This is a genomic window from Paracoccus saliphilus (assembly GCF_028553805.1).
Lineage (GTDB): Bacteria > Pseudomonadota > Alphaproteobacteria > Rhodobacterales > Rhodobacteraceae > Paracoccus > Paracoccus saliphilus.
The window spans coordinates 670,540-693,596 of the sequence record NZ_CP067140.1 but is presented as its reverse complement, the minus strand read 5'-3'; the positions used below and the strand labels follow the sequence as shown (position 1 = coordinate 693,596).

The 23,057-nt window shown below is 62.1% G+C and carries 17 protein-coding genes; 1 reads left to right on the top strand and 16 read right to left on the bottom strand.

Annotated features, from left to right (window positions below; genetic code table 11):
- Positions 1–6: 6 nt before the first annotated feature.
- From JHX88_RS03230 to trkA, 13 genes are all read right to left on the bottom strand, one after another.
- Positions 7–831, bottom strand: a complete 825-nt coding sequence (locus JHX88_RS03230; RefSeq protein ID WP_076527407.1) for a putative hydro-lyase — start codon at positions 829–831, stop codon at positions 7–9.
- A gap of 93 nt (positions 832–924) precedes the next feature.
- Positions 925–1,806, bottom strand: coding sequence for a LysR family transcriptional regulator (locus JHX88_RS03225; protein WP_076527406.1), 882 nt, complete (start codon positions 1,804–1,806; stop codon positions 925–927).
- A gap of 52 nt (positions 1,807–1,858) precedes the next feature.
- On the bottom strand, positions 1,859–2,671 hold the full coding sequence (locus JHX88_RS03220; protein ID WP_076527405.1) for an ATP-binding cassette domain-containing protein: 813 nt from the start codon (positions 2,669–2,671) through the stop codon (positions 1,859–1,861).
- Complete coding sequence (locus JHX88_RS03215) at positions 2,664–3,698, bottom strand: ABC transporter ATP-binding protein (RefSeq protein ID WP_076527404.1); 1,035 nt, start codon at positions 3,696–3,698, stop codon at positions 2,664–2,666. The genes JHX88_RS03220 and JHX88_RS03215 overlap by 8 nt, the downstream gene beginning before the upstream one ends.
- Position 3,699: 1 nt before the next feature.
- A complete protein-coding gene (locus tag JHX88_RS03210; protein WP_076527403.1) occupies positions 3,700–4,596 on the bottom strand; it encodes an ABC transporter permease in 897 nt (298 codons plus the stop codon).
- A complete protein-coding gene (locus tag JHX88_RS03205; protein ID WP_076527402.1) occupies positions 4,593–5,600 on the bottom strand; it encodes an ABC transporter permease in 1,008 nt (335 codons plus the stop codon). Before JHX88_RS03205 ends, JHX88_RS03210 begins: the two co-directional genes overlap by 4 nt.
- Positions 5,601–5,660: 60 nt before the next feature.
- Positions 5,661–7,238 carry an ABC transporter substrate-binding protein gene (locus JHX88_RS03200; RefSeq protein ID WP_076527401.1) on the bottom strand — a complete coding sequence of 526 codons (1,578 nt, stop codon included), beginning with the start codon at positions 7,236–7,238 and terminating at the stop codon, positions 5,661–5,663.
- A gap of 75 nt (positions 7,239–7,313) precedes the next feature.
- Positions 7,314–11,156 (bottom strand): hydantoinase B/oxoprolinase family protein, encoded by a 3,843-nt coding sequence (locus tag JHX88_RS03195; RefSeq protein WP_076527400.1) that lies wholly within the window; start codon positions 11,154–11,156, stop codon positions 7,314–7,316.
- A 17-nt stretch (positions 11,157–11,173) separates the two neighbouring features.
- Positions 11,174–11,911: an IclR family transcriptional regulator gene (locus JHX88_RS03190; protein ID WP_076527399.1), complete on the bottom strand. Its 738-nt coding sequence runs from the start codon at positions 11,909–11,911 to the stop codon at positions 11,174–11,176.
- A 359-nt stretch (positions 11,912–12,270) separates the two neighbouring features.
- Positions 12,271–13,611 carry a GTPase HflX gene (hflX, locus tag JHX88_RS03185; protein WP_076527398.1) on the bottom strand — a complete coding sequence of 447 codons (1,341 nt, stop codon included), beginning with the start codon at positions 13,609–13,611 and terminating at the stop codon, positions 12,271–12,273.
- Positions 13,612–13,845: an RNA chaperone Hfq gene (gene hfq / locus JHX88_RS03180; RefSeq protein WP_076527397.1), complete on the bottom strand. Its 234-nt coding sequence runs from the start codon at positions 13,843–13,845 to the stop codon at positions 13,612–13,614.
- Positions 13,846–13,988: 143 nt separating this feature from the next.
- Positions 13,989–15,575, bottom strand: coding sequence for a potassium transporter TrkG (locus tag JHX88_RS03175; RefSeq protein WP_076527475.1), 1,587 nt, complete (start codon positions 15,573–15,575; stop codon positions 13,989–13,991).
- A gap of 52 nt (positions 15,576–15,627) precedes the next feature.
- Positions 15,628–17,004, bottom strand: coding sequence for a Trk system potassium transporter TrkA (gene trkA / locus JHX88_RS03170; RefSeq protein ID WP_076527396.1), 1,377 nt, complete (start codon positions 17,002–17,004; stop codon positions 15,628–15,630).
- A 295-nt stretch (positions 17,005–17,299) separates the two neighbouring features.
- Here trkA and JHX88_RS03165 point away from each other — a divergent pair, with 295 nt between their 5' ends.
- Positions 17,300–17,827 carry a BrnA antitoxin family protein gene (locus JHX88_RS03165; protein ID WP_076527395.1) on the top strand — a complete coding sequence of 176 codons (528 nt, stop codon included), beginning with the start codon at positions 17,300–17,302 and terminating at the stop codon, positions 17,825–17,827.
- Between the two features lie 103 nt (positions 17,828–17,930).
- Here JHX88_RS03165 and JHX88_RS03160 read toward each other — a convergent pair whose 3' ends face one another.
- The 3 genes from JHX88_RS03160 to JHX88_RS03150 all read right to left on the bottom strand — a co-directional run bounded on the left by JHX88_RS03160 (position 17,931) and on the right by JHX88_RS03150 (position 23,037).
- The gene (locus tag JHX88_RS03160) at positions 17,931–19,190 is read right to left on the bottom strand and encodes a Hint domain-containing protein (protein WP_272848172.1); all 1,260 of its coding nucleotides are present in this window, start codon (positions 19,188–19,190) and stop codon (positions 17,931–17,933) included.
- 194 nt (positions 19,191–19,384) lie between these two features.
- Entirely contained in the window at positions 19,385–20,776 is a 1,392-nt protein-coding gene (ntrX, locus tag JHX88_RS03155) for a nitrogen assimilation response regulator NtrX (protein WP_076527394.1), read from the bottom strand.
- A complete protein-coding gene (locus JHX88_RS03150) occupies positions 20,773–23,037 on the bottom strand; it encodes a sensor histidine kinase NtrY-like (RefSeq protein ID WP_076527393.1) in 2,265 nt (754 codons plus the stop codon). The genes ntrX and JHX88_RS03150 overlap by 4 nt, the downstream gene beginning before the upstream one ends.
- Between the last annotated feature and the right edge of the window lie 20 nt (positions 23,038–23,057).

Genomic DNA, 23,057 nt, shown 5'->3' with positions numbered 1-23,057 from the left:
GTAGTGTTATTTCGCGAGATCGCCCGGCCCCATCAGAATACGATCCGCCCGCGCCGAGGGAATATCAGTGACCAGCATATGGCCGGGGGCGTGGGTAATCGCCAATGCTGGACGAGCAGCAGCGATGGCAGCCTGCGGAGTGACCCCGCAAGCCCAGAAAACCGGGATATCTCCAGGTGCGACAACCGGAACATCACCGTAGTCCGGACGCATGATGTCGGTAATCCCGATTTGCGCAGGATCACCCAGATGCACCGGTGCACCATGCGCCAACGCAAAGCGGTCGCAGATCCTGACCGCTTCGATCGCGGCGGCAGCAGACATCGGCCGCATGCTGACGACCAACGGCCCAGAGAAGCGCCCTGCAGGCCGGGTTGCGATACTGGTGCGATACATTGGCACATTTCGCCCGGCTTGCTGATGGCGCACCGGAATTCCGGCACTGCACAGGGCGTCCTCGAAACTGAACGAACAACCGAGCGCGAAGGAAACCATGTCGCTACGCCACAGCCCGGCAATGTCGGTTGGTTCCTCGTCGAGTTCACCGTCCCGCCAGACCCGATAGCGAGGTACATCATGTCGCAAATCGATCCCCCGGCCTAGCAACGGCAGCCCGGGATCTCCGGCCTCACCGACGGCCAACAAGGGGCATGGACGCGGATTCATCTGGCAAAAGCGCAGAAAATCGATGGCATCATCCGCTCCGAGAATCACCAGATTGGCTTGCAGCGCGTCGCCGCCCTGCCCCGCCGTCGGCCCATCGAACCGGCCGGCGCGAATTTCGGCGCGCAGGTGAACAGGATCGGACAGGACGATTTGCGGCGTGCTCATTGGCGGTTCCTTCAAATTGCATGTGCAAGAATCCGCAGTCGCGCCGATGAAATCAACAGTTCAATATTACCCAGTTATGATCTCTGAATTAGATCAGTATATGGCTGTTTCAACCGCAGCCCGAGCAACCTCACGCCCGATTTCGGCATTGCGCTCAGGCATGTAGCAAACCGCAAATTCCAGATCCGGCAACTGGGCATCAGGCAGGACCGCAATTTCCTCTAGCCCGGCATGCGGCCACGCCGCGACAATGTCATGGGGAATCGTCCCGATCCCGAAACCCTGCCCCACGAGATGCAGCACCGTAGCCAACGAGGCCGAACCATGTACGACCACGGCCTGCTTGCGCCCCGGGGATAACAGCTCGATCACCCGGCGGTGCGGGATGGTGCCCTTGGGAAAGGAAACGATGGGAAGCGCGGCCAGATCGTCGACACCGGCCGGGGAAGGCAGCGTGAAATGTGCCGGCGCCACATACCACCCCAGACCGACCGGAGGCAGCACCGTCAGGTTGATCCCGCATGGCGCCTGATCGCGCAGCATGATGACCACGTCCAGCCCGTCATTGGCAAGCTCCTGCCCCATCTGCCCCGAGGTATCGACCGAAATCTCGAAACGAAGCTGCGGATGCCGCGCGCGCAGGCTGGTCAGCATTCGCGGCAGGATGGTATGAGTCATCGTCTCGGCGACGCCGAGGCGGACGACGCCAGCCATCACACCCTGGGTCAATTCGTCGAGGATATGGTCGCGTTGGGCAACCAGAACCTCCGCCTCGTCACAGAGCCTCCGCCCTGCTGCGGTCAACCGGACTCCGCGCCCGTCACGCTCGAAAATCTTGATCTTCATCCGATCCTCGAGATGCCGCACCCGGCGGGAGATGGCCGATTGTGCGATCCCGGTTGCATCGGACGCCGCCCGAAATCCTCCCTGGCGCACGATGGCGCGGATCACCTCGATATCGCGAAAATCGAACATGTCACCCAATAGCAGGCAGGCCGCGCATCGCGTCAAGCGGATGATGTACCGATCAGGCCGCGGGCGGGACCTTGACTTCAGGCATCGCGCCAATCAACGCGCGGGCATATTCGGTTTCCGGCGCATCGAAGATCGCCGCACAATCCCCCTGCTCGACGAGTTCGCCGCGATAGATCAGCGCCAGCCGGTCGCAGAGATAGCGCACCACGCCAAGATCATGGCTGATGAAGAAATAGGTTAGTCCAAGCCTTTCCTGCAATTCACACAGCAAATTCAGCACCTGCGCCTGCACCGAGACATCCAGGGCCGAGGTCGGCTCGTCCAGCACCAGCAGGTCGGGTCCCGAGGCAAGCGCCCGCGCAATACAGATACGCTGGCGCTGTCCACCCGAGAACTCATGCGGATGGCGATAAAGATGCTGCGGACCCAGTCCAACCAGGGACAGAAGCTCGACGGCGCGCTCGGTCCGTTGGCGGCGGTCCAGGCCAAGCGTCTCGCGGTGGATCAGCATCGGTTCGGTGACGATGTCATGCACGGACATACGCGGATTCAGCGAGGCATAGGGGTCCTGGAACACGATCTGGATACGCGCGCGCAGCCGCCGCATCTCGGCCGTCGACAGCTGCCCCAGATCCCTGCCTTCGAACAGGATCCTGCCGGATGTCGGGCGCTCCAGTTGCAGGATCGAGCGGGTCAGCGTGGTCTTACCCGACCCGCTTTCACCGACCAGGCCAAAACTTTCCCCCCGCCTGACCGAAAGCGAAACATGTTTCAGGGCCCGGACCTCGTGCGAGCGGCCGAACATGCCGCGCTTGCCCGCATAGATTTTCGAAACATCGTCGATTTCCAGCATGATCTCAGACATGGGCGATCTCCAGCTCCTTGGCATGGATACAGGCGGCCGTGTGATCCCTGCCGACCCGCACCGGCGCGGGAACACCCTGCATGCAGGCTGTTGTGGCATGGCGGCAGCGTGGCGCGAAGCGACAACCGGGTGGAGGTGTGGTCAGGTTCGGAACCGACCCGGCAAGGCCTCGCAACATCCCGCGCTTGGTGTCCCGCGTCGGAATCGAGGCCATCAGAGCGCGGGTATAGGGATGCTCCGGCTGTTCGATCACCGCCGCGACCGGCCCGCTTTCGACGATATTGCCCGCATACATCACGGCAACATGGCTACAGGTTTCGGCCACCACGCCCAGGTTATGGGTGATCAGGATCACGCCCATGTCGTAATCGACGACGCATCCTTTCAGCAGTTTCAGGATCTGCGCCTGCACCGACACATCCAGCGCCGTGGTCGGCTCGTCCGCGATCAACAGGTCCGGGCGCCCGATCAGCGCCATGGCGATCAAGACGCGCTGCCTCATCCCGCCCGAGAACTGGTGCGGATAGCTGTCCAGGCGCATCCCGGCATCAGGAATGCCGACACGTTCCAACATGTCACCTGCCAACCTGCGGGCGGCGCGTTTCCGTTCCGATTTTCCCGCACCGGCCGGACAATCGAGGATGTCGGGCTTCCATCGTGCCGCCGCCAACGCGACATCGACGAGCTGATCCCCAATCCGAAAAGCGGGGTTCAGGTTGGTGGTCGGGTCCTGAAAGATCATGCCGATGCGATTGCCGCGCAGTTTCTGCACCTCGGGCCGGGGCAGTTTCAGCATATCGCGCCCCTCCAGCATGATCTCTCCGGCCATGTAGTCAGCGGGCGGCGATGGCAGAAGTTGCGAGATCGACAGCCCGGTCAGCGACTTGCCGCAGCCGCTTTCGCCGACCAGCCCCCAGATTTCGCCCCGGTTCACGGTCAGGTCGATGCCGTTCAGCACATGCGCCTTACCTTCATAGCTGGACATCGACAGATGCAGATCGCGGATCGACAGAAGTGGAGCAGTCATCTCAGCGCCTCGCTTTCGGATCGAGAATATCGCGCAGCCCGTCGCCGAGCAGATTGAAACCGAACACCGCAAAGAACATCGCCATGCCCGGTGCCATTGCCGTCCACCAGTAATCCGGCATGTAGGAACGCGAGACTGATAACAGCGTGCCCCATTCCGGCGTGGGCGGGCGGATGCCGATGCCGATAAAGCCCAGACCGGCGACCATCAGGATCGCGAAGCCCATATCCAGCGACATCTTGACGATGATCGGAGAAACGGTGTTAGGCAGGATATGCCGCAGCAGGATGCGCGACGGTTTGGCACCTATGGCACGGGCGGCGTTGACATAGGATTCCTCGCGCACGGCCAGGACCTCGCCCCGCACCAGTCTTGCATAACCTGGCCACCATGACAGCGATATGGCGATGATCATGTTGGTAAAGCCAGGACCGAGCGCCGCCGCCACCGCCATGGCAAGGATCAGTCCGGGAATGGTCAGCGTCAGGTCGGTCAGGCGCATCAGGACCTCATCGATCCAGCCCCCCGCGAAACCGGCGATGGCGCCGACCAGCGTACCGATGACTGTGCCGATCAGCACCACGCTCAGCCCGGCCAGCACTGATACCGTCGTACCCGCCATGACCAGCGACAGCACATCCTGCCCCAGCTCGTTGGTGCCGAAGGGATGCGCCCATGACGGCGGCTGGAAGCGGGCAGCGGTATCCACGCCACCGGCGATATGGTCAGGGAAAGGAGCAAGCAGCGTGCCGAAGGCGGTAAAGAATACGACCAGCGCCACCATCACCGCCCCCAGCATCGACAGCTTGCTTTGCCGGAACCGGAACAGCGCACGCTGCAGCTTGTCCTGCTTGGGCAGTTCCGGCTCGGTCGCGATATGTTCTGCGGTATCGGTCATGAGTAGCGGACCTTCGGATTGATGACGCCATAGAGCAGGTCGATGACGAGATTGGCAAAGACAAACAGCAGGCCGATCACCAGCGCCACACCGATCACCGGCATCATGTCCTGCGAGATGATCGCCTTGGTGGCGTAAAGGCCAAGACCGGGCCAGTCGAAGACCGTCTCGACAAGCACCGTGCCGCCAAGCAGCCAGCCGAAATAGAGCCCGATCACCGTCAACGTGGCGGAGACCGCGTTACGGGCGACATATTTGGTGATGATCTGGCGGCGGGGCAGGCCAAGCGCACGGGCCGTCATCACGTAATCCTGCTGCATTACCTCGATGGTCGAAGACCGCATCATCCGCATGATCGTGGCCAAGGGTGACAGCGACATGGCAATGGCGGGCATGGCCAGATGGCTCAGGGCGGTGGTGAAGGCCGTCCAGTCACCTGCGATCAGCGAGTCGATGGTCAGGAAACCGGTAACGCTGGGTGGCGGGATCACGATGATCGGCAGCCGCCCGCCCAGGGGCAGCCATGCCAGCCACATCGCGAAACACAGTTGCAGCAGCAGTCCGAGGAAGAAGCGGGGCATCGAGATCGCCCCGATGGCCGCCACCTGCGAAAGATAGTCGGGCCAGCGATTGCGCCAGACGGCAGTCACGAGGCCTAGCGGGATACCGATCAGCACCGCGATCGCCATGGCCGCAAAGACCAGTTCCAGCGTCGCGGGCAGATAGGCCGCAATATCTGCCGCGACTGGCCGCCGGGTCAGCAGCGAGGTGCCCAGGTCACCTTGCATCAACCCCGAAACATACTGACCATACTGAACCCAGATTGGCTGATCGAGGCCGAACTCGACGGCCAGCGCCTCGATCTCGGCCTGTGTCGCATTCGGGCCAGCCGCCAGCGACACGGGATCGCCCGGCAGGATACGTGCGATAGCGAACATGATGACCGTCAGCCCGATCAGGACCGGGATCAGCAGCAGGACGCGCCTGACGATAAATTGCAGCATGGTCCGTTTCCCTCCTTCGAAGACTGGCGGGCTGATCCTCGTGCCCGCCGGCCGATCGTATCAGCCGAGCGACAGTGGCCAGGCTTCGATGGCGTTCGAAGCGACCGGGGTGAACTGATAGTCCTGCACCGTTTCGCGCATGGCCAGCTTGCGCCGTTCCAGCACGCCAAAGATGTCGGGCGCATCCTCGACCAGCTTGCGCTGCAACTCTCCATAGATCTCCACCCGCTTCTCCGGATCGATCTCGGTCCGGGCGGTTTCGATCAGCGCGTCGGTATCCGGGTCGCTATAGACCGCGTTCTGCCAGTTTCCGTTGCGCGAGGAATGGTAGGCTGCATAGGCGATATTGTCGGTGTCACCGTAATTCGCCGTCTGGTAGACCGGGAACATGTCGGGGAAGGTCTCGGGCGAACGGCAGGCCGCGACCATGTCGGGCCAGTTCATCGGCACGATTTCAAGGTTGATATTCAGCTGCTTAAGGCTGTCCAGCATGATCAGCGCCCAACGCCGCTGTTGCTCGAGCCCCGAGACATGCATCATCTTCAGCGTGAAGCCACCTTCGGGCGTCTCGGTCTTAGCCATGTATTCCTTGGCCTTATCCAGATCCATCCGATAAACTTCAAGCTCGGGATCATGGCCAAGGATACCATGCGGCAGCGGCCCGATCATCAGATCGGCATAACCTGCCGCATCCAGGATGGCCTCGTAATTCGTGGCATAGGATATCGCCTTGCGCAGGTTCACATCAGCGCAGGGGCCGTTCTCGGTGTTCATCTTGATCGAGAAGGTCCGGTACTCCGGCTCGATCACCCGGACTAGGCCCGGTGCGCCTTCCAGCGAATCCATGTCCTCACTGGTCAGATCGACAGCGATATGCGCCTCGCCCCGCTCGATCATCAGGCGCTGAGTCGCGGTTTCACGCACGATCTGCCAGACCACACCATCGAGATTGCCACCGCCCGCCTGCCATGCCTCGGGCGCGCGGGCCAGGTGGTAAAGCGTGCCGATCTCGACCCGCGCCACGTTGAAGGGGCCCGATCCAGCGGTATTCGTCATCAGGTAGGTTTCGCCATCATTAGAGCCGAGATTTTCTTCGACCGCAGCCTTCTCGACGATGAAAATCCAGGGCAGAACCTGCAGGAACGGAGCATAGGGCGCGGTCAGCGAGAATTTCACCGTGGCCGGGTCGACGGCCGTCACGCCCTCTGGCGTCACGATATCGCGGATCATCCATGAATTGCCCTTGGCAAGCTTCAGCGACCGGCCAAAGGAATAGACCACGTCATCCGCCGTCACCGGATTTCCGCTGTGGAATTTTGCCGCCGGGTTCAGCTTGAAAGTAAACTCGGTGCCGTCCTCGTTGACCTCCCAGCTTTCGGCAAGACCGGGCTGCGGCTCGGGCGGATTGCCCGAGACCCGCACCAGCGGATCATAGACATTGCGCATGAAGAACGAGGCCGAATAGCCCGTCGCGGTATGCGGATCGAAATTCGGAATGTCCTGCCCGGAAGCGATAACAAGCACGCCACCACCCGCTTGGGCAAAGATCTTGCGTGGAAAGACCGTGCTGGCCAGACCGACGCCCGCCATGGTCAGAAGGCCGCGACGTGATAGGGAGAGAGAAGAGGAGCTGTTCATGGATCGTCTCCGTGCTGGATCATTTGTCATTCTGTTTCAACGGCGGCACAGCCTGCATGACCGTGCCACTTTTGGTCATGCGTCAAGCGGGCTGGCTTCGGCAGCCGCTGCTTCGGGGATGTGGCGGTAGTGGCGGCTGACATGCTCGGGCGTCACGAATCCCAAGGCCAAATCGCGCGAGATCAGCGCCGGGTCGCGTTCGACCGGATCGCCATAGCCCGAACCGCCCGCAAGCACGATCTCCACGATCTCGTCCGGTGACGACACCGACACCAGCTCACCCGCACCGCAATCACGCAGCAACCTGCCATCCGAGGACAACACCCGCCCGACCGCACCCATGCCGGGCAGACCACCGAACAAGCCGTCGATGGGGTTGTCCACGCCCTCGGGATAGACCGAGACGAGCGCCGACTGGCCATCGGCATCGCGCTTGCAGAAGCGGACGATCTGACCTAGTCCGCCGCGATGCCTGCCCGGACCGCCGCTGTCGGACAGCAACGATTTCTCCAGAACCAGCACCGGCACCCGGCTTTCCATCAGCTCGATCGAGGTATTTGCCGCCGAAGTCGGCCAGAGCAGGGCGGACTTGCCATCGCCCCGCTCGGACCCGCCCTGACCGCCGCCACAGAACAGCATGTCGGAATAGAACCGGCCATCCCTGTCCTGACCATAGATATTCGCTGCCACGCAAAGCCCGGTGAAGGATTGCACCTGATGGGGCGCGGCATCGGCAATGGCCCGGAAGATATTCGGCGCCAGATACCAGCCGGTGCGCGTGCGCAGGTTCACCGAGGCCGGATAGGTCGGGTTCAGGATCGAGCCTTCGGGCGCCGTCACGGTGAACGGCCGATAGCATCCCGCATTGCCGCGCACTGTCGGCGTCAACATGCATTTCAGCGGATAGGTGGCATGCGCCGCGGTATAGTTCAGCGTCGAGTTCAGCCCGCCTTGCGGCAATTGCGGAGGCACCCCGTCGAAATCGACGGTGATATCGTCGCCCTCGACCTTGACCAGAACCGGATAGCTGATCTTCTCGCCCAACGGATTGTTGGTGATCTCCGACCGGTAATCGCCATCGGGCAAGGCCCGGATCGCGTCGCGCATCGCCTTTTCCGACAGGCCCTGCACCACCTCGGCCAATGCGCCCAGGTCATGCATGCCGTAGTCGCGCATGAACGATTCCAGCCGCTCAGCCCCCAGCTTGTTGGCCGCGACGAAGGAAAAGACATCGCCCAGAACCTGCTCGCCGTTGCGGACATTCTGGCGGATCATCTCGACCAGCGTCTCGTTCGGGCGCCCGGCCTCGAACAGTTTCATCGGCGGAATTTGCAGGCCTTCCTCGTAGATCTCGCGCGCATGCAGCGAATCCTTGGTGCCACCGATATCCGAGACATGCCCGACCGTTCCCATCAGCCCGACCAGCCGCCCATCGCGGAAGGCGGGCGTGACGATGGCAATGTCGAACAGGTGGCCCGCACAAAGCCACGGATCATTGGTGATCAGCACGTCACCGGGCTTCAGCGTCTCGGCCGGATAGCGCTTGAGCAGCGCCTTGACCGCGCGCGGCAAGGTCAGGTTGAAGACCGGCATGGCGCGCGGGCTATGCGCCAGCGTCTCGCCATCGCGATCCAGCAATTCGCAGGCGAAATCCTGAGCCTCTGCGATCACCAGCGAAAAGGCCGTTCGGCAGACCGTCAGCCACATCTCCTCGACCACATTGACCAACCGCGACCACATGATCTCCAGCCCGATCGGATCGGCCTCGATCCGGGCCACGGCCTGTGCCCGCGACATCTCGGGCGTGACCAGCGCCTCACCAGCCTTCACGGCACCGATCTGCACGCAGAGGTTCAAGCCCGCGTCGATGGTCACGCTGTCCGCCGGCCCGACCACCGTGGTCGATTCACGTTCCTCGATGATCGCGGGGCCATTGATGACATCGCCCGCGCCGAGGGAATAACGGTCATAGACGGCGGTGCTGAACTCGCCCTCGTCGAACCAGCACTGACGATGCCCCTTGATCTTGGCGGCCATATCTCCGCCACCCGCAGCTCCTGTCAGAGCAAGCTGCGGCGTCGGCCCGGCCACCCGGACACGGAAATTCACCGTCTCGAAGCGTGCACCCTCGAAAGGTTCGGCATAGCGGGCGGAATAGGCGCGGGTGAAAGCCTCGCGGATGGCGGGTAGTTCAGCCTCGCCGATCTCGCCATCGGGCAGATCGACCGAGATGTCATGCATCTGCCCCACGAGCCGCATATCCGCACTGCGTTCGATCACCGCGTCTTCACGGGCGATCCCGGCGCGGGTCAGGTGGTGCAACCCTTCCTCTTCCAGATCTCGAAGCAACCCGTTCAGTGCCGCCGCGTCGAAACCCGGCGTCAGCTCGATCCGCATCGAGCGCACACCATCATGGGACAGTGGCGCCGCAAGGAATCCAAGCGCCGAGGCCGCGCCGGAGGCGGGCGGGATCAGCACCGAGGAAATTCCCATCGCCCGCGCCACATCCGTGGCATGGGCCGGGCCTGCTCCACCAAATCCGACCATGGAATAGTCTCGCGGATCCTTGCCACGCTCGACCAGGTGCACGCGCGCAGCAGCGGCCATGCTTTCCACGACCACCTTGTGAATGCCCAGGGCGGCCTCTTCGACACCCAGGCCAAGCGGCTCGGCCACGCGAGCGATTGCGGTACGTGCTGCCTCCAGGTCCAGCTTCATCCGTCCGCCAAGGAAAAATCCCGGATCGTAATAGCCCAGAACCAGGTTGGCATCGGTCACCGTTGGTTGCTCACCACCCATGCCGTAACAAGCGGGACCGGGATCCGAACCTGCCGAATGCGGCCCGACCTTCAGCAGCCCGACCTCGTCGATTGCCGCGATCGAACCGCCACCGGCGCCGATCTCGATCATCTCGATCACCGGCGCCTTGATCGGCAGACCCGAACCCTTGGTGAAACGGTGAACCCGCGCCGCTTCCATCATCGGCGAGATCTCGGCACGGCCATCCTCGATCATGCAGGCCTTGGCGGTCGTGCCGCCCATGTCGAAGGAAATGACATCCTTCTGTCCCGCAGCCTGTCCGAACAGTGCCGTCGCAAGCCCGCCACCGGCCGGCCCACTCTCCAGCAACCGGATCGGGAAATCGCGCGCCGTCTCTAACGACACCAAGCCACCCGCCGAATGCATCAGCCGCAGCGCCCCGTCAAAGCCCGATGCGCGCAGGGCGCCTTCCATCTTGGTCAGGTAGCGGTTCATGAGCGGCTGCACGAAGGCATTGGCGCAGGTCGTCACCGCACGCTGATACTCGCCCATCTCGGCCACCACGTCGGAGGACAGCGAAACCAAAAGCTCAGGGAAAGCCGCCCGAATAATTTCGGCTGCGCGTTTCTCATGCGCAGGATTGATATAGGAATGCAGGAACATCAGCGCGATGGCCTCGCAGCCCTCGGCCACCAGTTTCTTGGCAGCGGCCAGGACCGCGGCCTCATCCAGTGGCGTCACCACCTTGCCCTGCGCCGTCATCCGCTCGTCCACCTCAAGCCGCAGATCGCGGCTGACCATCGGATCGGGGAAACTCACAAACAGGTCGTAAATGTCGTAACGCTGCTCGGTCCCCATCTCCAGGATATCGCGAAAACCGCGCGTCGTGATCAGCCCGACCGGTGACCCCTTACGCTCGATCACGGCATTGGTGACCAGCGTGGTCCCATGGACGATCTCGCTAACATCCGCATGCCCGATCCCCTGCATGTTCAGCAGCTCTTGCAGACCCAAAAGTGCCGCCTCCGAGGGATCATGCGGAGTTGTCAGGCGTTTGTGCAATTTGACCGAGGCGTTCTCGCCGTCATACAGCACGAAATCGGTGAATGTGCCGCCGATATCGAAACCGACGCGCCAGCGATGTGATAAAGCATTCATCCGGGTCTTCCTCTTTCTCAGATTCTGGGCGAGACGAAGGCGGTATCACCCAATTCGCTCGCTATTCTTTTGGCGCCCTCGGACAGGGCGGCGATCATCTCGTCACGGCCATTGTCGTCGACGAGGGAATGGGGGTAGACGATGCACAGGCTGACCGCCTCTTCGGTGGCCGGATCGCCCACCGCGATGGCAATCGCATCAACGCCGGGCGTGGCCTCCTGACTCGACAGTGAAAACCCGTCACGACGAATTCTATCCAGCTTTTCGGAAAGTTCTGTCGGGATGTCCTGCCCGGTGAAAAGCGCCCGCACCTCCTCATCCGGCAACCGGGCGAGCAGCGAACGGCCTGTCGCGCTTTCATGCGCCGTCAGACGACGCCCGATCGCGCCGACCACGCGCAGCGCGTTGGTGCCGGGAAAATCGGCGACGCCGGTAACCTCCAGCCCGTCGCGCAACGAGATATAACCGGTATGGCCAAAGCGCTGCGACACCTCTGCCACGACCTCGCCAGCACGCGCGATCAGGTTCGACGAGCTGCGATAGGCGGTGCCCAGATCCAGCATCAGCCGCCCTGGACGATGCCGATAGCTGTCGCCGATGGTCTCAAGCAGTCCGGCCTCGCGCATGGCCTTCAGAAGCCGCGAGACATTCGCCTTGGGAAGGCCCAACCGGCGCACAACCTCGGTCACCGTCAGATCGGGGCATTCCTTGCTGAAGCATCTCAGCACATCCGCAGCGTTCTGAAGTATCGACATGGCCTCCCTGCACAATGTTCCATAAAATGGAACCCAAGTTCCGATATATGCAACTAATGTGACGGGTAGCCGATTCGGTCAACAAAAAATTTCGGCCACGCCGTCTTTGGCGTGACCGTCAACCGGGATGAGAAGGAATGCAGCGCGAAGAGATGAGTTTTGCCCGCAGATTAGGCAAAACGGGGCTGGGAATAAGGTAACCGACTGAAAACAGTCAGTTATACACACGCTGCGCCCAAGGCTGTCCGCTGCTTCCCTGTGCGATGGCGCGCCCATCGACACCCATGGTTCTCCATGAAGAAGAAAGTGGAGAGAGAATCAATCAGTGTGACACGGATTCCCAGCTACGGCCCCGTCACTTACTTTCCACTATCCGAAGAATCATCCAGCGCCGCAAAACTCGCCTTCTGACGCGCGGTCCAATTGAGGTGTAGCCGCAGGCCATCTTCGGTCGCCTCTTCACGTTCGACCACACCTGCCTCGTGCAACCACGCACGGCGACGGCCATCGCTGAACGGAAGGGTGACGATATCGGTGCTGCGGGCCTCGTCCAACGCCCGGGCCAGGTGCGCGTCGATGGCAGTGATCAGATCATCCAGCCCCTCGCCGCTGAGCGCGCTGACTGCCTGAACCCCTTCGGTCCGGGCATCGGTGCGGCGCAGGGCCATGCGGATGTCTTCCGACAATGCATCGATCTTGTTCCAGACCTCGATCAGCTCGACATCCTCGTCCACACCAAGGCTGCCGAGGATCTCGGCCACGTCCGCCGCCTGCTCTTCGGTTTCCGGATGGCTGATATCGCGCACATGCAAGATCAGATCGGCTTCCAGCACCTCTTCCAGCGTTGCGCGGAACGCCGCGACCAGCTCGGTCGGCAAATCCGAGATGAAACCCACCGTGTCCGACAGGATGATCTTGCGCCCGGAACTGCCGCCACCCGCATCCGGCAATCGTATCGCCCGCATGGTCGGATCCAGCGTGGCGAAAAGCATGTCCTTCGCCATCACCTCGGCCCCGGTCATCCGGTTGAACAGCGTCGATTTTCCCGCATTGGTATAACCGACCAAAGCCACGATCGGGTAAGGCACCTTGGCCCGTGCCGCGCGGTGAAGTGTCCGGGTCTTGACGACACGCTCAAGCTGGCGCCGCAGCCGGGTCATCTGTTCGTCAATGGCGCGGCGGTCGGCCTCGATCTGCGTCTCGCCGGGGCCGCCGACGAATCCGAGCCCGCCACGCTGCCGTTCAAGGTGGGTCCAGGCACGCACCAGCCGCGTCCGCTGATAGGACAGGGCCGCAAGCTCCACCTGCAGCACACCCTCGCGCGTCCGCGCCCGGTCTGCGAATATTTCCAGGATCAGCCCGGTCCGGTCCAGCAGCTTGACATCCCAGGCCTGCTCCAGATTGCGTTGTTGCACAGGGCTAACCGGTCCATCGACCAGAACCAACTCTGCCTCGGCTTCTTTCAGGCGCGCCCCGATCTCGGCCAGCTTGCCCTTGCCGAACAGCGTGCCCGGGTTTGGGTCACGCAGCCGGGCGACCTCTTCGCCTGTGATCTCGATCCCCGGCAGCGCCAGCGCCAGCGCCACGGCCTCGGCGAGCGCATGCTCGGGTTCACGCCGTTGCGTGCGGGCATTGCCCAGATCGGGATGAATCACATAGGCGCGGGTCGGCAAAGCCTCGGTCGAGGTCGGCTCGGCCAATCAATCCTCGCCTTCATAAAGAGAAATCGGCTGGCCCGGCATGATCGTGCTGATCGCATGCTTGTAAACCAGCTGGGATTGTCCGTCGCGGCGCAATAACACGCAGAAATTGTCGAACCAGGTGATCACGCCCTGAAGCTTGACGCCATTGATCAGGAACACCGTAACCGGCACCTTGGCCTTGCGGACGTGATTGAGAAAGGCGTCCTGCAGGTTTTGCTTATCGCTGGCCATTTGTTTTCTTGTCCGTTTTCTTGCTGTCGGGCGTTAGGCAACATGTATGCGAGTGCTGCCGACCTTGCAAGCACACCGCGTCTTCGACGGGTTCCGCGCGACCGAAGTGCAACTTTCACTGGCGCGACCCCGGCAGAACCAGATCAACGCCGCCAGAAATCCGGCGTGAACAACGCCAGAATCGCCAGGATCTCCAACCGTCCGACGACCATCGCTCCGGCCAGAACCGATTTCGTCATGACGGAAAGCCCTGACCACCCCTCCCACGGAGCAGATGCCACGCCTGCCGTTCCCTCGAATGCCGGTGTGAGAGGAATCGCCGAGGCCAGCGGTCCGGTATTGGTCAGCGCCGCGATCGACAGGATCGTCGCCGTCTCGAATTCGATCTGCTGGATCGAGACCAGAATGACCGTCACCGCGATCGAAATCGCGAACAACATGAAGAAAATGAAAGCCAGATAGGCGCCCTCGCGGCGCAGCCGACGTGCCATCCGGCCCCCACCGGCGACAGAGCTGGGATGGATGATTCGCTCCATTTCCCGCTCCCCATGCCGCGCCAGCGCATAAATGCGCAGCAGTTTGACACCTCCGGCGGTGGTCGCGACCCCTCCCCCCATGATCGCAAGTCCGGCAAAAATGAGCCCCGGACTGGACAACCCCGACCAGGCCCTTGCGCCCTGCCAGTCAACCGAACTCCATCCGGTGGTCGTCAGATAGCTCAATGCGCTGAACAAGCCTCCCCACAAGGCCGACAGTCCCATCTGGATATCGGCCAGCAGAAGCGGTGTTTCGGGATTGTCCGCACTGACATCGATGGACGCAAAGTAGTGACGGGCAAACAGGACCAGGGCAACCAGGATCACGACTCCCGCGGCAAACCTCAGCTCCGGATCGCGAATCATGCGTTCGGTGGCCCGCAGCTCACCGCCTCCGGGCCAGAACCTGCGGGACAGCGCCGGAATAAGGAACAGGAACACCGCCATCTCGCCCAATACCCCGGAATCCTCTCCGGCCGGGCCGAGTGTCGGGGTGATGCCGCTGGTCGACAGGGTTCCCAGGGCCCGGCACAGTGCCACAAGCGAGTCATCCCCCAGCAATAGAAGCAGCAACCACAATGCCAGGGTCAGCCCGGCATAGATCGGGAACACATCGCGACCTGCCCGAATCAGGCGATAGGCTGGATCGGTAAGCTCGGTTTGGAAAGCCGGCGAGGACAGGTGCGACACCGGCTGACGCGGATCGGCACTTTCGGGCAGACGCTCGAACTGCTCGTTGCGGCCATAGGGCGAAGACATGATCTCGAACCCGCCGACACGTAGGGGCGCGAGGATGGCGACCGCCGCAACCAGCATGAACAGCCCCCCCATCCAGCCGACCAGAGCCCTCCACAGATGCAGTGGCGCTGGCAGCAGATCGGCGGAATAAAGCGATGCGCCCGTGGTTGTCAGCGACGACACCATCTCCCACCAGGCATTGAAAAGCCCTGTATCGGGCAGGCTTTCGGCAAAGGGAAAGGCGAGTATCGCGGGCAGCAGCGCCACGGCAGCAACGCAGGTCAGCAACATGTTGCGCGCCTGCTGCCTTTTGGGATTGGCGGCGGTCGCCAGGCCGACCATGCCGGAGAATGTCAGGCACAGCAGCGCCGAGTAGAAAAAATTCCGCGCGATGGCGTCTTCGTCGATGGACGAGGCATAAACCGCCGGGATCAGCATCGCCAGCGCTGCAATCATCGTCAGCAGGATCAGGATATGCAGGCGCAGGAGGATCGACACCGCCGCGCCCTCAGAAAAAGTCGATCGAGACCTGCAACAGGCGCTCGACCTCGGGCACGTCATGGGTCAGGGCAAAGATCAGCACGATGTCGCCCTCTTCGATCCGCGTGTCCGACGAGGGTTTGACGATTCTGTCGCCCTTTTGCACCGCTCCGATCAGGACGCCTTCGGGGAATTCAATATCGCGGATCGCCCGGCCCGACATGGGCGAGGTGGACAGCACCTGCGCCTCCATCACTTCGGCCTCGGCATCGCCGATGGAATAGATGTCGCGGACCCGGCCGTGCCGGATATGGCGCAGGATCGTCGAGACCGTGGTACTGCGCGGGTTGATATAGGCGTCGATATCCAGCGCCCCCATCAGCGGCACCAGCGTAGGATCGTTGATCAGCGCGATGGCCATCTTGGTGCCCGCCTGCTTGGCACGGATCGAGGCGAGGATGTTGGTCTTGTCGTCATCCGTCACCGCCAGGACCGCATCGGTGATTGGCACGGAAGCCTCTTCGAGTAGCTCGGCCGACAGACCGTCGCCATGCAGGACAATGGTGCGTTCCAGCCGGTCGGCGGCATATTCGGCACGCGCGCGGTCAAGTTCGATGACCTTCGCGCGGATGCGGTCGGGCCGGGCCTCAAGGGCGCGGGCCACGGACAGACCGACATTCCCGGCACCGATGATCGCCACACGCTCCTGTTTTTGCGCAGGTTTTCCGAATATCTCCAAGGTGCGGGCCACGTCGTCGATATGTGAGAAGACATAGATCTGGTCACCGGCGAAAAGCTGGTCGCCGGCATCCGGCGCGAAGAGCTTTCGGTCGCGGCGCACGCCGGCGACGATTGCACGCAGGCTGGAGAAGATCTCGTTCAGCTGACGAAGCGGGGTATTCAGCGCTGGACAGTCATCTTCCAGAACGATTCCAAGGAGTTGCATCCTTCCGTCAAGAAAGGTCTCGACATCGAAGGTCGAGGGCGCGTCAAGGCGCTGCAGGGCAGCCTTGGCGACCTCGCGTTCGGGACTGATGACCACGTCGATGGGCAGATGGTCGGTGCGGTAGAGATCGGAATATATCGCGTCCAGATAGGCGCTGGAGCGCAGCCGGGCGATCTTGCGCGGGACCTGGAAGACCGAATGGGCGACCTGGCAGGTGACCATGTTCACCTCGTCGGAATAGGTCGCCGCGATGATCAGGTCGGCATCGCGCGCACCGGCCCGGTCAAGCACGTCCGGATGACTGGCGAACCCGGTAACTCCTTGAACATCCAGCGCATCTGTCGCACGGCGGATCAGCTCTGCCTTGTTGTCGATGATGGTAACATCGTTCCGTTCGCCCGACAGATGGCGGCCGATCTGCCAGCCGACCTGACCTGCGCCACAAATGATGATTTTCATGCCAGCCCTCATCCAGCCGCAGCAATCCGGTTCATTCATGCCTATGCCGCCCCGGCCGAGGACGCAACCGGAGACAGCGCCCCGACATGCCGCAACAGCAGCGCGCGTTGCATCGGCACAGCGGTGCAACACACCCGCCGCCGGGCCAGTAATTGCCGGGTTTGACGCTGCACGGCCCGTGCACAGCCCGTACACAGGGCGTGCACAGCGCGTACACCGGCAACGCACGCTGCATTTGCGCCATGTTAACGAATCGATAGCAAACTCCCCCGCAAGCGAGAAGGAGGCGAATCCGATGGCGATGACCAGGGCCGAGGCACAACGGAATACCAATTATCACTACATGGCCGATGCCATGCGGATGCTGGAATGGGATCTGCATCAGCGGCTGATGACGGAATTGCGTATCCCCGCGGAATGGCACCAGATCGCGCGCGAAAAGGGGCTGCCCGGCAAGACGCGGGTCACGCTGCGGCTGGACGAGGATATCGTCCGCTTCTTCCGGTCGATGGGCACCAACTGGCAGTCAAAGGTCAACCAGGTCCTGTCGGTCTGGATGCATGCCCGGCTGGCCGGGCTGATCAACGGCGGCGAGACCATGGATTACATGAAGCGTCGCGAGGTGAAGGGCCATGACGGGCCACGCCCGAAATGGGGCGATCTCCAGCAGCAGGCCGACGAGGTTTTCGGGCCGGGCGAGTTCAGGGACGGACCCGGCGTGCCGATGAACGAGGCGGATGCCCGGATGCCTGACGCGGAAAAGCGGGCGATGTTGCGGGGAATGATGGAGGCGCGGGGATTGAAATGGGATGATGAGTCGTGAGGGGGAAGTCGTTTGCTTGCATTGGGCAAGCTGGCGGTTCCAGGGCCCTTGCCGCCTAGAAAAAGTTTCCAGAATTGCCGGAAACGGACCCTGTTTCGCGATTTTACATTGGTTCTACAAGCTCGTGGTGGTTCTTGTTATGCCGTAGGGCAAGCTGCCGCCCCATGCGTCCCGAGATCAGGGCACGCGCAGATTGCCTGCCATCCACTGAATCCTGTTCCCGCAGTTCCGGGAACAGAGTAAAGATCTCGTCTCGCGCGGCTTGGCCGAACGATTTCAGAGCCTGAGGGCCAGTATAAAGGCTTTCGGTTTCCGCCCCGTTCGAAAAGACCACCTCGTGCCGGTCGAAGAGGATATGGAAATATTCCACCTGCGTGACGTCCTCCGCGATCTCGATACCATCGATTTCCAGAAGATGCTTGGCGGCCACCAGAACCTCATCGGCGCTGAACATCCGTTGCGCAATCTTCGAGCGCACAAGCACCCGATGCTGCGGGGATACCGTCAAATCTTGTTCCGGAAGGTTCTTGCCAAGCGCCGAGGCGTGGATGCGGATGGGACGCAGATTGGGAGATGTCTCCAGATCCTGCGCGGTCAGTTTTCGCGAACCTGTCCAGCGAACGGGCTGCGGACCGTTGTCGCAGGTCAGAACAAGATCGCCTTTCGAAAGATTTTCTACCGCAACGGGTCCGGTTGGCGTCTCGATCAGGGTGCCGGACGTGAAACAGGGGACAATGGCCAATCCCATTTCATAATCTGTCACATTGCTTGAATATCGAGTTGTCGAGACCGGATTTGATGCGGTTGCAAGATCAGCTAGCGATGAGAAAGCTGAAACCCCTCCGGGCACCGTAGTTCCACCACTGAATGCGCCGCACCAGAGATTATTCACGGAATCATATTCAATACCGTTGTCCCAGTCGGGTCCATTCATTTCCACATTTTGAAGCGGGTTGGTGAAGTTCGCCATATCCTCGAGAGTTGCGAACTCGACTATTTCTCCGACTCCGGAGGCGCTGTAAGCGGCGAAATATGTCCCGGTATCCGAGTTATAGGTGAAGCCATTGTTGTAATTCAGGCCAGCGTTCATGACCACTGTGTCAGCGACATTGTTCGCTTCTACATCAGCCAAGCTGTCATAGATATAAAATGCCTGACCACTGACAGCGAGAATCCACTGATCGGTATCCGAGTTGTAGGTCATCCCATTCGAATAATCAGCTTGGGTCGCTGTCGAGTCCGTGCTTGAATCCGACCCGACATCTGCCACGGCATCGAATTCGTTGATGGCACCACCACCGGGGTCTGTTTGGCCCAGCCCGCCTTGGCCCTGGTTGTCAAAGCCTAAGTAAAATTTGCTCATATCTGAAAGCTCTTTTGAAGATTGACTCGAGAAAGTACCCTACGTTAATCAGTTTATAATGATTCAGATAGAATATAAAAGACAGAAAATTTCATATGGTTAACATCTAGCCGTCATTCCCGTCACTTGGGCCAATCCCCCAGCAAGCCGAGACGTTTTTGTCCGGTGGCGAATATGCGTCCCCGATCTCCCGATCACTTCCCGCTGATCACCTCTTCCTCCGTGCGCATTCCGCCGACGACGCCGAGGGATTTCAGCTTGCGGTGCAGGGCGCTGCGCTCCATGCCCACGAATTGCGCGGTGCGGCTGATATTGCCGCCGAAACGGTTGATCTGGGCCAGCAGGTATTCGCGCTCGAACATCTCGCGGGCCTCACGCAGCGCCATGGCCGTCACCTGCGGGCCAAGGCTGAGGGCGTCGCTGTTATCGGGGGTCGCGCCCTGAGGCTCCAGTTCCGAGGGCTTGATCGGGCCGCTCTCCTCGGCGAGGATCAGGACCCGCTCGATCACGTTGCGCAACTGCCGGATATTGCCCGGCCAGCGCATGGCCTGCAGCGCCGCGATGGTGTCGTCGGGCAATTCGCGGGCAACAAGGCCCTGAGTCTTGTTGAATTGCTCGATGAAATGCTGCGCCAGCGGGCCGATATCCTCGCGCCGCTCGGAAAGCGGGGGGACCACGACCGGCACCACGTTCAGCCGGTCATAGAGTTCCTGGCGGAAACGGCCGGCGGCGATCTCGGCGGGCAGGTCGCGATTGGTCGAGGAGATCACCCGCAGATCGACCCGAACCTTGTCCGAGCCCCCTGCGCGGGTGAATTGCTGCTCGGTCAGCACCCGCAGGATCTTGGGCTGGGTGCCAAGTGGCATGTCGCCGACCTCGTCGAAATAGATCACCCCGCCATGCGCCTGTTCGAGAAGCCCCGGCTCGATCCCGCGTTCCGGGGATTCCCGGCCGAAGAGCACCTCTTCCATCCGTTCGGGCTCGACCCCGGCGCAGGAGACGGTCACGAAGGGCGCCGTCTCGCGGGGGCTGTGGGCGTGGACATATCGGGCGGCGAGTTCCTTGCCCGCGCCCGGTTCGCCCGCCAGCATGACCCGGCCATTCGACTTGGCCACCTTGTCGAGATTTTCGCGCAGCCGCTTGAAGGCCGCCGAGTGGCCGATCATCTCGGCCAGCCGGATCTCGCCGCGCTTCAGGCTGTTATTTTCGCGCCGTAGCTGGCTGGCTTCCATCGCGCGATTGATGACCACCATGAGCTGGTCGATATTGAAGGGCTTCTCGATGAAGTCATAGGCGCCCTGCTTGATCGCGGCGACGGCGATCTCGATATTGCCGTGGCCGGAGATGATGATCACCGGCACCTCGGGATTGTTGTGCTTGACCTGCTTGAGGATGTCGATCCCGTCCATCCGGCTGTCCTTGAGCCAGATATCCAGCACCATCAGCGCGGGTTCCTGTTCGTTCAGCGCCGCCATCGCCTGATCGGAATCGGCGGCCAGCCGGGTCTGGAAACCCTCGTCCTTCAGGATGTCCGCGATCAATTCGCGGATGTCGCGTTCGTCATCGACGATCAGAATATCAGTCATGTCGTTCCTGCCTCGTCTCTCTCTTGCCTGGTTCTTCGTTGTGTCCCGCGCACGGGGTTGCGTTCCCGCGGTAGACGGATCTCGGCCATTGCGCCGTCGCGGTCCGGCGCATCGGTCAGGGAAAGGCTGCCGCCATGCTCCTCGACGATCTTCTTGACGATGGGCAGGCCGAGCCCGGTGCCCTGCGTCTTGAGCGTCACATAGGGTTCGAACAGCCGCGAGCGGTCGGCGGGCAGGCCCGGGCCGTTATCGGTGATGCGGATCGTCACGCTGTCGTGGTCCGTCTCCATCGTGACCGAAACGCGCGGCGCCCAGCCTTCGGGCGCGTTCCCGGCGCGTTCCTCTACGGCTTCGCCCGCGTTCTTCAGAAGATTGGTGAAAGCCTGCCGCAACATGCCCTCGTCGCAATCGACGATCACCGGCTGGTCGGGGATATCGGCCTCGAGCGCGCCTTTCAGCGCGTCCTGCTGAAGGAAGACCGAGGCGCGCAGCAATTCGGCGAGGTCGATCTCGGCCCGGTCGGGCTCGGGCATCCGGGCGAAGCGGCTGAATTCATCGACGATCCGGCGCAGATCGCCGGTCTGGCGGATGATCACCTCGACATATTGATCCAGCGAGGCCTTGTCTTCCGGTCCTGCAAGGGGCGTGAACTTGCGCCGCAGCCGTTCGGCGGAAAGCTGGATCGGGGTGAGCGGGTTCTTGATCTCATGCGCGACCCGGCGGGCGACATCGCCCCATGCGGCCATGCGCTGCGCGCTGACCAGTTCGGTCACGTCGTCGAAGGCAACCACGTATCCCTCGAGCTCGCCATCGGTATTGCGCCGCACCGCCATCCGCACCAGCAGGCTTTCCATCTGGCCATCACGGGTCAGGCGGATTTCATCCTGCACGGTTTCCGCGACCGATGCGGACAGACGTTGGAAAAGTGCCGCGAATTCGGGCACGGCATCGGACAGGGGGGCATCGATATCCCGCCCCGGCTCCAGCCCCAAAAGGCGGATGGCCGAGCGGTTGAGGAAATCGATCCCGCCCTGCGCATCCAGACCGATCACGCCCGAGGTCACCGAGGTCAGCACGTTGTCGAAAAGCCGCCGCTGCTCGTCCGAGGCACGATAGCTTTCGACCAGTTCCTCGCGCTGCGTCTTGAGCTGGCGGGTCATGCGGTTGAAACTTTGCCCGAGCGTCTGGATCTCGTCGCCGGTATCGGGCTCGGGGATCTGCAGGTCGAGATTGCCGCGCCCGACCTGTTCGCTGGCCTCGGCCAGAAGACCGATCGGCCGCGACAGGCGACTGGCGAACCAGAGCCCCATCCACATCGCCGCCGCAACAAGCAGCAGGGCGAAGCCCAGATAGACCAGCGAGAATTCGAACAGCACCTGCCCGCGGGTCTGCTCCAGCTGGCGATAATCGCCGACGGTGGCCCTTGTATCGTCCAGCAGCCCCAGCAGGTTGCCGTCCACGTCGCGGGTGACATAGAGATAACGGTCAGCCAGCGGCGGCAGGGCGACCAGTGCCCGGAATTCGTTATTGTCCCAATCCTCGATCAGGACCAGCCCATCGGACTGCGCCTGGTCCAACTGTTCGCTACTAGGTTCCTCATACCAGAAGAGATAGCTGCGCTCACCGCGCGACCGGATCGTGCCGGTGCCGTCGATGACATAGGCTTCGCGCAGCCCCCGCTGGATCAGCGCCTGCCCCTGCACCAGAAGCTGGCGCATCTCGCCATCGCCGATCAGGGGATTGGCGCGGCCCGCCTGCGTCAACACGCCGGCCAGGGCGCGAGCATCTTCGGTCAGGTCATGGCGGTGTTCTTCCTGATAGGCCTCGGCGGCGGCCTGCGAGTTGGTGACGACCTGCTGCACCCGGTCGGAGAACCAGCCCTCGAGACCGATATTGACCAGAACCCCCGCGAACAGGGCGACCAGCACGGTCGGCACCAGCGCCAGCCCCGCAAAGATCATCACCAGCCGACGATGCAGCCGCGATCCGGCATCCGAGTGCCGCCGCGCCGAGATCAGCCGGGCCATCCGGGCAAGCACCAGCGCGATCAGCACGATCAGGTAAAACAGATCGAGCAACAGGACCATGCGCAGCGCCTGACTCTGCACGCCCAGGCTCAACGGGCCCAGAACGCTGAGCGTGGCCACCATCAGCAGCGCGCCCGCGATCAGCAGCCCCCAAGTCAGCACGCCACGCCATTGCCGTCCCAACCGGATGTTCGCCAGCCTGTCCCAACTCAGCCCAGATACGGACCCTGCCATAACCCCCACTCGCCGTCTTT